Annotated in this window: 13 protein-coding genes and 1 pseudogene; 8 read left to right on the top strand and 6 right to left on the bottom strand. The window is 73.7% G+C overall.

Features of this window, described 5'->3' with window-relative positions:
* Positions 1 to 307 precede the first annotated feature (307 nt).
* On the top strand, positions 308 to 1582 hold the full coding sequence (locus tag K6I33_RS23120; protein ID WP_229356280.1) for a cytochrome P450: 1275 nt from the start codon (positions 308 to 310) through the stop codon (positions 1580 to 1582).
* A gap of 25 nt (positions 1583 to 1607) precedes the next feature.
* Positions 1608 to 2543 (top strand): L-tyrosine/L-tryptophan isonitrile synthase family protein, encoded by a 936-nt coding sequence (locus tag K6I33_RS23115; protein WP_229356278.1) that lies wholly within the window; start codon positions 1608 to 1610, stop codon positions 2541 to 2543.
* 30 nt (positions 2544 to 2573) lie between these two features.
* Here K6I33_RS23115 and K6I33_RS23110 read toward each other — a convergent pair whose 3' ends face one another.
* Positions 2574 to 3311, bottom strand: coding sequence for an SDR family oxidoreductase (locus tag K6I33_RS23110; protein WP_229356276.1), 738 nt, complete (start codon positions 3309 to 3311; stop codon positions 2574 to 2576).
* 121 nt (positions 3312 to 3432) lie between these two features.
* On the opposite strand from K6I33_RS23110, the pseudogene K6I33_RS23105 reads away from it, so the two are divergent.
* Together K6I33_RS23105 and K6I33_RS23100 are read left to right on the top strand one after the other, a co-directional pair.
* A pseudogene (locus tag K6I33_RS23105) lies at positions 3433 to 4224 on the top strand (helix-turn-helix transcriptional regulator).
* 169 nt (positions 4225 to 4393) lie between these two features.
* Positions 4394 to 4843 (top strand): spore-associated protein A, encoded by a 450-nt coding sequence (locus K6I33_RS23100; RefSeq protein WP_229356274.1) that lies wholly within the window; start codon positions 4394 to 4396, stop codon positions 4841 to 4843.
* A gap of 26 nt (positions 4844 to 4869) precedes the next feature.
* Here K6I33_RS23100 and K6I33_RS23095 read toward each other — a convergent pair whose 3' ends face one another.
* Positions 4870 to 5484 (bottom strand): TetR/AcrR family transcriptional regulator, encoded by a 615-nt coding sequence (locus K6I33_RS23095; protein ID WP_229356272.1) that lies wholly within the window; start codon positions 5482 to 5484, stop codon positions 4870 to 4872.
* Between the two features lie 86 nt (positions 5485 to 5570).
* On the opposite strand from K6I33_RS23095, the gene K6I33_RS23090 reads away from it, so the two are divergent.
* The 3 genes from K6I33_RS23090 (at position 5571) to K6I33_RS23080 (ending at position 7377) form a co-directional block, all read left to right on the top strand.
* Positions 5571 to 6029: a nuclear transport factor 2 family protein gene (locus tag K6I33_RS23090; RefSeq protein ID WP_229356270.1), complete on the top strand. Its 459-nt coding sequence runs from the start codon at positions 5571 to 5573 to the stop codon at positions 6027 to 6029.
* Entirely contained in the window at positions 6026 to 6913 is an 888-nt protein-coding gene (locus K6I33_RS23085; RefSeq protein WP_229356268.1) for an NAD(P)H-binding protein, read from the top strand. Before K6I33_RS23090 ends, K6I33_RS23085 begins: the two co-directional genes overlap by 4 nt.
* 224 nt (positions 6914 to 7137) lie before the next feature.
* The gene (locus tag K6I33_RS23080) at positions 7138 to 7377 is read left to right on the top strand and encodes a hypothetical protein (protein WP_229356266.1); all 240 of its coding nucleotides are present in this window, start codon (positions 7138 to 7140) and stop codon (positions 7375 to 7377) included.
* 45 nt (positions 7378 to 7422) lie between these two features.
* On the opposite strand, the gene K6I33_RS23075 is transcribed toward K6I33_RS23080, so the two are convergent.
* From K6I33_RS23075 to K6I33_RS23065, 3 genes are read right to left on the bottom strand one after another with little or no spacing between them, the layout of a single operon-like run.
* Entirely contained in the window at positions 7423 to 8220 is a 798-nt protein-coding gene (locus tag K6I33_RS23075) for an ABC transporter ATP-binding protein (RefSeq protein WP_229356263.1), read from the bottom strand.
* The gene (locus tag K6I33_RS23070; protein ID WP_229356261.1) at positions 8217 to 9293 is read right to left on the bottom strand and encodes an iron ABC transporter permease; all 1077 of its coding nucleotides are present in this window, start codon (positions 9291 to 9293) and stop codon (positions 8217 to 8219) included. The genes K6I33_RS23075 and K6I33_RS23070 overlap by 4 nt, the downstream gene beginning before the upstream one ends.
* Positions 9294 to 10361, bottom strand: coding sequence for an ABC transporter substrate-binding protein (locus K6I33_RS23065; protein ID WP_229356259.1), 1068 nt, complete (start codon positions 10359 to 10361; stop codon positions 9294 to 9296). It lies immediately after the preceding gene.
* A 142-nt stretch (positions 10362 to 10503) separates the two neighbouring features.
* Here K6I33_RS23065 and K6I33_RS23060 point away from each other — a divergent pair, with 142 nt between their 5' ends.
* Positions 10504 to 11235: a PIG-L deacetylase family protein gene (locus K6I33_RS23060; RefSeq protein WP_229356252.1), complete on the top strand. Its 732-nt coding sequence runs from the start codon at positions 10504 to 10506 to the stop codon at positions 11233 to 11235.
* Positions 11236 to 11249: 14 nt separating this feature from the next.
* On the opposite strand, the gene K6I33_RS23055 is transcribed toward K6I33_RS23060, so the two are convergent.
* The coding region (locus tag K6I33_RS23055) for a PP2C family protein-serine/threonine phosphatase (protein ID WP_229356250.1) at positions 11250 to 11868 on the bottom strand (619 nt) is incomplete at its 5' end.

The raw sequence follows: 11868 nt of genomic DNA, 5'->3' as shown, positions 1-11868 counted from the left end.
GGGGGCTCGGAGATGGGTATAAGGGACAGGCGTAAGGGCGGGGGCGGAGCGGGGGGCGTGCCAGACGTGCGGTCATCGCCGCATCGTGACACGGCGCGAGCCCGCGCCCGGGCGCTTCGGCCACTTCCCGGCGCGTGAGGATTGTCCCTTTCCCGGCCGGGAACCAGAGTGCCCCCGCGCCCGACTACCCGGAGATCGAGGCCCCCTCACCGAACCCGGCGCGCCCCTCGCCGAAATGGCCGGGAACTCACCCTCGGAAGCGTACGACTCCTTCAACGGTCCATCACTTCGCGAGGAGACTCCCACCGTGCCGCTGCCCGATCCCGTGCCCCTCTACGGCCCCGAGTACAAGCGCGATCCGTACCCGCTGTACGCGCGGATGCGCGAGGCCGGCCCCATCCACCGGGTGCTCTTCCCCAGCGGGGTCACCGCCTGGCTGGTCACCGGGCACGCCGCCGCGCAGCGGACCCTCGCCGACCCCCGGCTGGGCAAGAACCACGCGCTCGGCAACGACCGCTGGCGCGCCCGCGCCTCGATCATGCCGGAGCCCCAGCACTCCCAGCTCCAGGTCCACCTCCTCCACCAGGACGCGCCGAAGCACACCGCCATGCGCCGTCTGATCACCGATGCTTTCGCGCCACGGCGGATGGAGGCGCTGCGGCCGCGTTTCCAGGAGATGGCCGACGCGCTCGTCGACGCGATGCCGGCCGAAGCCGGGTCCGTCGATCTCGTGCGGTGCTTCGCCGCCCGTTTCCCCTTCCAGGTCCTCGCCGAGGTCATCGGCCTGCCCCCGCACCTCGCGACCCGCTTCCGCCGCGAGTGGGGCAAGGTCGTCGCGCCCGTCGGCCCCGCGGACCCCGGTCGCCCGGCCTACGAGGCGCTGCTGCGCGGCCTCCAGGACTACATCGCCGAGGTCGTCGCCGACCGGCGTGAGCACCCCGGGGACGGCTTGCTCTCCCGGCTCGTCACCGCCCGCGACGAGGGCGAGCTGAGCCCGGAGGAGCTCGACTCCATGATCTTCCAGCTGCTCGTGGCCGGCCAGGAACCGGTCACCAACCAGATCACCACCGCCCTGGTGGCCCTCACTCGCCACCCGGAGGCCCTGGAGCGGCTGCGCGCCGAACCCGCCCTCCTGCCGCGCGCCGTCGAGGAACTGCTGCGCCTCGACAGCGCCTTCGAGCTCACCACCTGGCGCTTCCTCGCCGAGGACGCCGAGCTGCACGGCACGCGCGTCCCCGCCGGCGACTCCGTGATCGTCTCCCTCTGTGCCGCCAACCGCGATCCCGAGCGCTTCCCCGACCCCGACGTCCTCGACCTCGACCGGGCCCAGGGCCCCCACCTGGCCTTCGGTCACGGCACCCACTTCTGCCCGGGTGCCGCCCTCGCCCGTATCGAACTCCAGGTCGCCCTCGGCACGCTGATCGCCCGGCTGCCCGGGCTGCGGCTCGCCGTGCCCGACGACGAGCTCGAGTGGATCCCCGCCGTCCTCGGCCGGGGCACCGCCGCGCTGCCCGCCGCCTTTGACACGCCTGCGCCCACCTCCACGCCTGTGCCCGTATGCCCGTTTGCCCCCGCGACCTGAAGTGGCCCCGCACGTGATACCCGCCATGACCTCCCCGGCCCTCGCGGCCGCGACCTCCCTCGAAGCCCGGATCCTCCGGCTGCTCCTGCCCTTCCACCGCACCACCGGGCCGTCCTCCCCGGACCCCGCCGACCACCCGGAACAGCTCGCCCAGATACGCGCGTTCACCGACGCGGACGAGCCGATAGTCCTCACGCTCCCCGGTTTCCCCTGTAAATCCCCCAACCCGGCCAAGGTCCTCGGCCACCTCCCCGACGAGGGCGAGCGGCTCTCCCTGGCCTTCCTCGACCGGCTCTGCGACCGCGTCGGCGAGATCTACGCGCCGGGCGCGCGCCTGGTCATCTGCTCGGACGGGCACATCTTCGGTGACCTCATCCATGTGCCGGACGAGCACATCGACGCCTACGGGGACGAACTGCGCGCCCTCATCGAGCGCGAGGGCCTCGCCCACCTCGACACCTTCGACCTGCGGCAGGTCCACGGCGATCTGCCGCACGACGAGAAGCGCCGCCTCGTCGTCGAGGCGTACGCGCCGCCGCTCGACTCGCTGCGCACCCTGACGCGTACGGACTTGGAGACGGCCAGGCTCTACCGGGGCATCACCCGTTTCCTGGTGGAGGACACGGCGGACTTCGAGGGCAGCCGGTCGGCGTTGCAGCGGGAGTGCCGCGCGCGGGCCTATGGCGTCATCGCCCGCAGCCGCGCGTGGGGCGATCTCATCGCCGACCACTTCCCCCGGTCCGTGCGGCTGTCCATCCATCCGCAGCGGCCCGGCTCCGCCAAGTTCGGGATCCGGCTGCTGGACGCGGACGACGCGTGGGCCACGCCGTGGCACACGGCGGTGCTGCGGATGCCGGACGGTACGGCGCGGCTGGTGCGGCGGGAGGAGGCCGAGCGGCTGGGGCGGGTCGTCCTCCGGGACGGACGGGCCAGCCACTTCGTGGCCGGCGCGGACGAGTAGCGGAGGAATAGCGGGGGAGTGGGGGCGAGGTCAGCTCTGGGCGGTGGGCCGGACGACGATCTCGTTCACGTCGACGGTCGCGGGCTGCTCGATGGCGAACGCGATGGCCCGGGCGATCGCCTCGGGCGGGATCGCGATCCGGTCCCGCATCTCCGTGATCCGCGCCCGGACCCGCGGATTCGTCGACGCCTCGGCGAAGGCGGTGCCGACCGCGCCGGGCGAGACGGTGGTCACCCGCAGGGAGTCACCGGCCTCCTGGCGCAAGCCCTCGTGGATGGCGCGGACCGCGAACTTCGTGCCGGCGTAGACCGCCATGGCCGGCACGACGCGGAACGCGGCTGTCGAGGCGATGGCGATGAAGTGGCCCGTGCCCTGGGCCCGGAAGACCGGCAGCGCGGCGCCGATTCCGTGCAGCACGCCCTTGACGTTGACGTCGATCATCCGGTCCCACTCGTCGACCCGCAGATCGTCCAGAGGCGAGATGGTGCCGAGCCCGGCGTTGCCGACCAGCACGTCGAGCCGGCCGAATCGCTCGCCGGCCAGTGCGACCAGGTTGTGGAGGTCATCCCGACGGGTGACGTCCGTGCGGGTCTGCACGGCCGTGCCACCCGCTTTCTCGATCCGCGCCACCAGTTCCGCGAGGCGCTCGGTCCGGCGCCCACCCAGGACGAGCCGCGCGCCCCGCTCGGCCAGCAGCAGTGCCGCCGCCTCGCCGATGCCGCTGCCGGCCCCCGTGATCGCCACGACCTTGCCGTCGATTCCCGACACGTTGTCTTCCTCTTTCCTTTTCCGGCCTTTTCCGGATGACCGGTAGCCGGGAACCAGTCTGGGCGGCGCTTAGCCTGGTATCCAGAGCCGGTTTATTCTGGAACCAGAGGTGCCATCCTTTATGCAGACGCAGCCGAATCAGCGCCGTGAGCTGGGTGCGTTCCTCCGCAGTCGCAGAGAGCGGATCACCCCTGATCAGGTCGGGCTGCCGGGCACCGGCCGGCGGCGGACGCCGGGCCTGCGCCGGGAAGAACTCGCGTTGCTCGCCGGGATCAGCGCCACTTGGTACACCTACCTGGAGCAGGGCCGGGACATCCGCGCCTCGGACCAGGTGCTCGACGCCCTCGCCTCGGCGCTGCGGCTCGACCGGAACGAGCGCGGCCATCTCTTCGAACTCGCCGGTCACGCGCCCGCGGCCGGAACCGGGGAATCCGAGCCGCTCGCCGCCGAGGTGGCGGCCGTACCGCTCCTGCTCTAGCCGCATCCGGCGTACATCATCGGCGGCAACTACGACGTACTCAGCCTCAATCAGGCGGCCGACGAGTTGTTCCCGCGCCTCACCGCGGCGGCGGACCGGCCGGCGAACTTCGCCCGCTGGGTCTTCCTCGAACCGGCCGCCCGGACCGTCCTGGTCGACTGGGAGCCCGAGGCGCGCGGCCTGCTCGCCCGGCTGAGGACACTGGCCGGACGGCACCCGGGCGACCTCCGGTACACCCGGCTGGTCGACGAGCTGAACGCGAACAGCCCTGAAGCGCGTGCCTGGTGGCCGCGGTACGACGTGCAGGTCCGGCACAGCGGACGGAAACGGCTGCGGCCCCCGGGACGCGGGGTGACCGAATTCGCCTACACCGCCTTCCACCTGGCCGAACAGCCGGAACAGACGCTGGTGATCTACTCCGACGACCGGACGTGAATTCAAGGCGCGCGGGCGGTCGTGCGGCGTGTGGCCGGTTTGCGTGGTGGGAATGAGGGGGCGCGCAACCTCTTCGGGGTGTGGAGTGTCTGTGTGGGCACGGACGGCCGTCCCGCGTACATCCATCGATCAACCGGCACCATGCGAATTGCGACTCCACGGAGGACACATGAAGCGTGCTGTACGTACCCGCGTCGCGGGAGCCGCGCTGCTCGCGGCCGCCACGACCGTCACCACACTGGTGGCGGGCGCCGGGACGTCCGTCGCCGCTCCGGCCCGCGCCGCAGCCGCGTACAACCAGGAGTGCGGCACCGGATACAAGCAGGTCAACCAGATCCCGATCCCGGATCGGGGGACGGTCTTCCTGGCCTACAACGCCACCACCGGCAAGAACTGCGTCGTCACCAAGCGGAACGGCTCGGCCGGCTCGCCGCTGTGGGTGGGCTCCTGGATCCAGCGCGACAAGGACCTGAAGTCCAAGCAGGAGCAGTACGGCTTCTTCACCTCGTACGCGGGGCCGGTCCACCTGGACGCCAAGGGCAAGTGCGTCGACTGGGGCGGCGAGATCGACGGCTACGTCGTGGCCCGCTACAAGACGAACTGCGGCGCCCTGGCCTAGGCCGGGCGGCAGCCCCGCCGGCCCGGTCAGTCCTGGCCGGTGGGGGCCGGGTGGGATGCCACGACCCGTCCGGCGTAGCTCGCCAGTTGGGCCCGCAGCCGCTCGCGCTGTGCGTCTTCCCCGCCGGCCAGGCGCTCGACGAGGTCGGCCCGGGTGGCGGCGAGCAGGGCGTGGGCGGTGAAGTCCGGGTCGGTCATCCCGGGGATCCGCTCCAGCACGGACCGGAGCAGGCCGTGCCAGCGTTCGTAGTGCTCCGCCTGGTACAGGCCGCCGCTCCCGCTCTCCTCCAGGGCCAGTGCCAGGCGGCGGTTGTCGAGTTTGAAGCACAGGATCGCATCGAGCAGGGCGGGCACCCGCTCCTGCGGCGGGGTGGCGGGCCCCAGGGGCGGCGGGCCCGATTCCGCGGCCTCGCGGATGGGTTCGAGCCGGGCCTCGTACAGCGCGCGCAGCAGGCCGGCGCGGTCGCCGAAGGCGCGGAAGAGCGTTCCCTTGCCGACGCCGGCCGCCGTCGCGATGTCGGCCATCGTGAGGTCCTCGGGGCTCTCGGACCGGGCGAAGAGGGCGTCGGCGGTCTCCAGGACGGCCTGCCGGTTGCGGGCGGCGTCCTTGCGGGTCCTGCGTTCGGGCTCGGGCTCGGCCACGCGGTTCCTCCGATTGAAAAGCGGACCACGGGTCCGTATCGTTGAAGCGGACCCAGGGTCCGCATTCTATGAGACGGAGGATACCCATGTCCGTACCCGCGCCCGTACCCGTACCCGTATCGATCTCTCCGGCGGAGCTGTACCGCCACGGCCTGCGACTCCTGCTCGCCAAGGACACGCCCGGCTGGGTCGGCCTGTGGGCCGAGGACGGGGTGATGGAGTTCCCGTTCGCGCCCCCGGGCCGGCCCCGGAGGCTGGACGGGAGGGCGGCGATCGCCGACTACATGCGCCCCTATCCCGACCACATCGACCTGCACGACTTCCCCGAGGCCGACCTGCGGATCCACCCGACCGCCGACCCGCGGACCATCGTGGCCGAGATGCGCGGCGTCGGCCGGCTGGTGCGTACCGGCCGCCCGTTCGACATGACGTACATCGCCGTCGTCACCGTCGAGGACGGGCGTTTCACCTCCTACCGTGACTACTGGAACCCCCTCGCCGTCCTCGAACCCGGCGTCGACTTCGCCATGAGCAGCAGCCGATGACGACCACTGCCCGCGCCTCTTCGGCCGTTGACGCTTCTCCGGTCACCGGCACCACGCTCGTCATCGGCGCCACCGGGACCACCGGCAGTCGCACCGTCGCACGGCTGACGGCCGCCGGCCACGCGGTCAGGGCGGCCAGCCGCAAGGGCACGCCGGTGGCCGGGGCCGAGCCGGTCCGCTTCGACTGGTACGACCCCGGCACCCACGCCGCCGCCCTCGACGGCGCCGACCGCGTCCATGTGATCCCGCCCGTGGGCGATCCCGATCCCGCGGCCGTCGTGCTGCCCTTCCTGCGCCGGGCCCGCGCCGCCGGCGTGCGGCGCGCGGTGCTGCTGAGCGCCTCCTCCATCCCGGAGGGCGGGCCCGCCGTGGGGCAGGTGCACCGGGCGCTGCCGGGCATCTTCGACGAGTGGGCGGTGCTGCGGCCGTCCTGGTTCATGCAGAACTTCACCGGCGACCACCTCCACGCCCGGAGCATCCGGGCCGACGGCGTCATCCTGACCGCCGCCGGGACCGGCCGGGTCGGCTTCGTCGACGCCGAGGACATCGCCGCCGTGGCCGTCCACGCCCTGACCGACGAACACGCCCCCGACACCGACCTCGTCCTCACCGGACCCGAGGCGCTCAGCCACGACGACGTCGCCGCGGTCGTCACGGAGGTCACCGGCCGGCCCGTGGTCCACCGGCCGCTGTCCTACGAGGAGCTGCGCGACCGGCTCGCCGCGCTGATGCCCGAGGAGTTCGCGGCGATGCTGGCCGGCATGGACCGGGCCATCGCCGAGGGGGCGGAGGACCGTGTCACCGACACCGTCCGGCGCCTCACCGGGCGGCCCGCGCGCGGTTTCCGTGCCGTCATGGCGCGGGAGCTGGGCCACGGGAGCTGACGCTCTGGCCCCGGACCGCGTGGACCGCGGCGGCTGAACGCGACCCTCACCTCCGTGCTCCTGACGGCCGGACTGCTGGTCGGTGCCGGGTGCCCCCGGCGGCCCGCTGCGCCGGCACAACTCGGTCCGGCCGGAGCTGTGCCTGACCGGTGCGGGCAACGAGCAGGCGGTCGCGGCCCTCGCGTGCGGCGACAGCCCGGCAGTGGTGGGACAACTCCCGCGCGGTGGAAGCGCGCACGTGGGAGAAGGGCGACGGGCGGGTCCGGCTGCGCGCGTGGAACGGCCTCTACCTGGACACCTTCGGCCGGTCCGACCGCGACGGCACCGCGCTGAGCACCAGCCGCGCCGACAACGCCGGCACCCAGCGCCGGGACATCGAGTACGCCGGCCTATGTGACGATCCAGAACTGCAACGACGACGCCCGTCAGCGCTGGACGATCGTGCCGTAGCCGTGACTCCGTAGCGGGCTGTCGTCGTGAGGCGGGCCGGGCCCGATGCCCGGCCCGCCTCACCCGGCCGTCGTCAGATCCGCCCCCACCGCCGCCCGGTGGTCGAACGCGATCAACGGATCGCCCGTCAGCGGGTGCTCCACCACCGCCGCCCGCACCCCGAACACCTCCGCCAGCAGCTCGGCCGTGAGGACCTCGCGCGGGGTGCCCGAGGCGACCACCGCGCCGTCGTGGAGGACGTGGAGACGGTCGCAGACCGAGGCGGCCGCGTTGAGGTCGTGGAGGGCGAGGAGGGTGGTGCGGCGCTGGGCGCGCAACAGGGTCAGCAGCTCCACCTGGTGGCGGACGTCCAGGTGGTTGGTCGGCTCGTCCAGCACCAGCACCTCGGGGGCCTGGGCCAGCGCGCGGGCCAGCAGGACCCGCTGGCGTTCACCGCCGGACAGCGCCGAGAAGCGGCGCCGCGCCGCGTGGGCCATGCCCACATGGGTCAGGGCCTCGGCCACCACGTCGCGGTCGGCGGCGTCCTCGCCGGCGAAGGCCCGCTTGTAGGGAGTGCGGCCCATGGCGACGACCTCGCGGACCGACAGCTCGAAGTCCGTGCCCCGCTCCTGGGGCAGTGCCGCCACCCGGCGGGCGGAGGCCGCGGCGGACAGCTCCCGGATGTCCGTGCCGCCGACCAGCACCCGGCCCGCGTGCGGGCGCAAGTGCCGGTAGACCGTGCGCAGCACGGTCGACTTGCCGCTGCCGTTGGGGCCCACGAGGCCCGCGATCTCGCCCTCGGCGGCGAGCAGGTCGACCCCGGAGACCACCGTCCGGCCGGACAGCCGGACCTCCAGGCCCTCGACGGAGATCCTCATGGCCGCTCCAGACGTCGGTCCAGCAGGTAGAGCAGGGTCGGCGCGCCGATGAGGGAGGTGACCACGCCCACCGGCAGCTCCTGGTCGGGCAGGGCGGTACGGGCCACCAGGTCGACGACCGTCAGCAGCACGGCGCCGAACAGCGCGGCCACCGGAAGCAGCCGGCGGTGGTCGCCGCCCACGAGCATCCGGCAGGCGTGCGGGACCATCAGGCCCACGAAGCCGATCGCCCCGGACACCGACACCAGCACGCCCGTCAGCAGGCTCGTGGCCACGAACAGCTCGCGCCGCAGCCGGGTGACGTCGACGCCCAGGCTCGCGGCCGTCTCGTCGCCCATCAGCATCGCGTTGAGGGCCCGGGCGCGGGCCAGCAGGACCGCCGTGGCCGCCACGACGGCGGCCGCGGGCAGCGCGAGGGTGGCCCACTGGGCGCCGCCGAGGGAGCCCATCAGCCAGAACAGCGCGCCGCGCGTGCGCTGTTCGTCGCCCGCCTGGAGCACCAGGTAGTGGGTGAAGCCGGACAGGAACTGCCCGATGCCCACCCCCGCCAGCACCAGGCGCAGCGGCCGGAAGCCGCCCCCGCGCCGGGCGAAGGCCCACACCAGGGCGAAGGAGGCGAGCGCCCCGGCGAACGCCGCCGAGGACAGCCCGACGCCCAGCGCCCCGCCCGCGCCCGCCCCCAGGACGAGCGCCCCGACCGCGCCCAGGGACGCGCCGCTGGAGATGCCCAGCAGATACGGGTCCGCCAGCGGGTTGCGGACCAGGGCCTGGACGGCCGTGCCGACCAGGCCCAGGCCCGCGCCCACCACGGCCGCCAGCAGCGCGCGCGGCACCCGCAGCCGCCAGACGATCAGGTCCTGGGTGCCGGGCGCGGGCTCCTGGCCGCTCACCCCGCGCACCACCGCCGACCACACCTCGTCCAGCGGCACCCGGGTCGAGCCCAGGCACACGGACGCGGCGAGCGCCGCCACCAGCGCGACGGCCAGGGCCGCGCAGACCCAGCCGGCGCCCACGGTGCGGACGCCCGGCTCCGCCTCCTCCTCCGCCGTGCCGGCGGCGGCGAGCGCCGTCATCTACTTGACCCGGTCCGGGTGGAGGGTGTGGGCGATCTCCCGCACGGTGTCGGCGCTGCGCACCCCGCCGATGGTGGTGCGCTCGGAGTTGATGCGCACGAAGTGCCCCTCCTGGACGGCCTTGAGGCCGGCCGTCGCGGGGAAGGTCTTGAGGAACTCGGCGGCCTCGTCGAAGGCCTTGGCGTTGGCCTCCTCGCTGCCGCGGTTGCGGACGGCCAGCTGGATCCACTCCGGGTCCTTGGCCACGACGTCCTCCCAGCCGACGGGCTTGAAGTCGCCGTCGCAGTCGGCGAAGACGTTCCGCCCGCCCGCCATGCCGATCACGGCGTTGGCCACCTGGCGGTTGCACACGGCCATCGGCTGCTTGGTGCCCGCGTCGTAGTCGAAGAGGAAGTACGTGGGCCGCTTGTCGGCCGGCACGTCCTTGAGCGCGTCCCGGACCTCGTCCGTCTTCTTGCGCATCCCCGCGACCAGCTCGGTCGCGCGGGCCGAGGCGCCCGTGACCTTGCCGAGCTCCTGGACGTCGGCCTCGACGCCGGAGAGGTCCGTGCGGGGGGCCTTGGCCATGGAGGCGCAGGCCGTGGACTTCAGGAAGACATGCTTGATGCCCGCCGCCTTGAACTCCTCGGCCGTGGGCGCGTCGCCCATCTTGCCCATGTTCTTCATGGAGGAGAAGGCGTCCACGTAGAGGTCGGCGCCCGAGCCGAGCAGCTTCTCCTTGGGGATCACGCTCCTGCCCAGCACCGGCACCTTCGCCCCGGCCTCGCCGTACTGCTCCGGCAGCGCGCCCTTGCCGGGCGGGAAGCCCGTGCCGGCGACCTTGTCGCCCGCGCCCAGCCACATCAGCAGCTCCAGGCCGGCGGCGTTGCTGGTGACGATCTTCTTGGGCGCCGCGTCGAACGTCGTCCGCGCCCCCATGCAGTCGGTGACGGTCACCGGGAAGCCGGACCGTGCCGGGGCGGCCGCCCCGGCGCCGTCGGCCTTCTCCGTCTCACTGCCACCGCCACCACAGGCCGTCGCCGACAGGGCCACAGCGGCCAGCACACCGCACCACGCACGAGGGCGCATCAGTAACTCTCCATAAAGCTCGACGTTCACCGGGGCCATTGCAGCGGACCCGGACCAGATAGTCGGACCGCGCGTCCATCTGGTTCCCGCGTGTCGCGAGGAAGAGTGAAGAGGAACGGCGCCACCGGCCTACGCTGCCGTCATGACCGCGCCCCTCGCCGAGATGCCCACCGACTGGACCCGCGCCCTGGCGATCGTCGCCCACCCCGACGACCTGGAGTACGGCGCCTCGGCCGCCTTCGCCACCTGGACCGACGACGGCCGCTCGTGCGCCTATCTGCTGGCCTCCTTCGGGGAGGCGGGCATCGACTCCCTCTCCCCGAACGAGGCCGCGCCCCTGCGCGAGGCGGAGCAGCGGGCGAGCGCGGCGGCCGTCGGCGTGACGAGCGTGGAGTTCCTGGGGCACATCGACGGGGTCATCGAGTACGGCCTGCCGTTGCGCCGGGAGTTCGCCGCCGCGATCCGCCGCCACCGCCCGGAGCTGGTGGTGACCCTCAACCACCACGACACCTGGCCCGGCGGGTACTGGAACAGCCCCGACCACCGGGCCGTGGGCAGGGCCGCGCTGGACGCCGTCGCCGACGCGGACAACCGCTGGATCTTCCCCGACCTGGTCGAGGACGACCTGCCGCCGTGGAACGGCGTGCGGTACGTGGCCGTCGCCGGCTCCCCGCACCCCACCCACGCCGTCGACGCGGGCGCCGGTTTCGAGCGGGCCGTCGCGTCCCTGCTCTGTCACCGCACCTATATCGCGGGGCTCACCGGGGAGGATCCGGAGCACTACTGCCGGACGTTCCTGACGGGCACCATGGCGGGGGTCGCCGAGCGGTTCGGCGGCCGGCCGGGCGTGGCGTTCGAGCTCCTCCGCCGCTGACCGGCCGGCCGCGCTCACCCGCCCTCGGCGCCCGTGCCGTTCCCGGGTGCCCGCTCCACCACCAGCACCGCCACGTCGTCCTGGAGCCGGCCGCCCGTGTGCGCGGCGAGGTCCGCGCGCAGCCGCCCCAGCAGCTCCGGGGTGGGCAGGGCCGCCCACGCGTCCAGCCGCTCGGCCAGCGGGTAGAAGCCGCCGTCCCGGCCGCGCGCCTCGGTCACCCCGTCGGTGCAGGCCAGCACCCGGCAGTCCGGGGGCAGCGTGACCTGCTGCCGGGAGCGGGGCGCGTCCACCAGCTCGCCGAGCCCCAGCGGCAGCCCGGGCTCCGCCGGGCACAGCTCGCGCACCCCGCCGTCGGCGCCGATCAGGAAGGGCGGCGGGTGCCCGCAGTCGACGAACACCACCGGCACCTCGCCGGGCGCCCCGTCCCGCGCGGCGGGGTGCTCCTCGGTGCCCATGACCAGCGCCGTGACGAACTCCTCCGCCGCGTGGGCGTCCCCCGTGCGCGCCTGGTACTCCGCCGAGCGGTGGTAGCGGGTCAGGCCCTGCTCCATCGCCGCGACCCCGCTGTCCAGGTCCCGCCGGTGGTAGGCCGCCACCCGGGACGCGGTCAGCACCGCCGCCCCCGCCCCCAGC

This window comes from Streptomyces sp. UNOB3_S3 (assembly GCF_020740895.1).
Classification (GTDB): Bacteria; Actinomycetota; Actinomycetes; order Streptomycetales; family Streptomycetaceae; genus Streptomyces.
The sequence above is the reverse complement of the archived record's forward strand: the minus strand, read 5'-3'. Positions and strand labels throughout refer to the sequence as shown.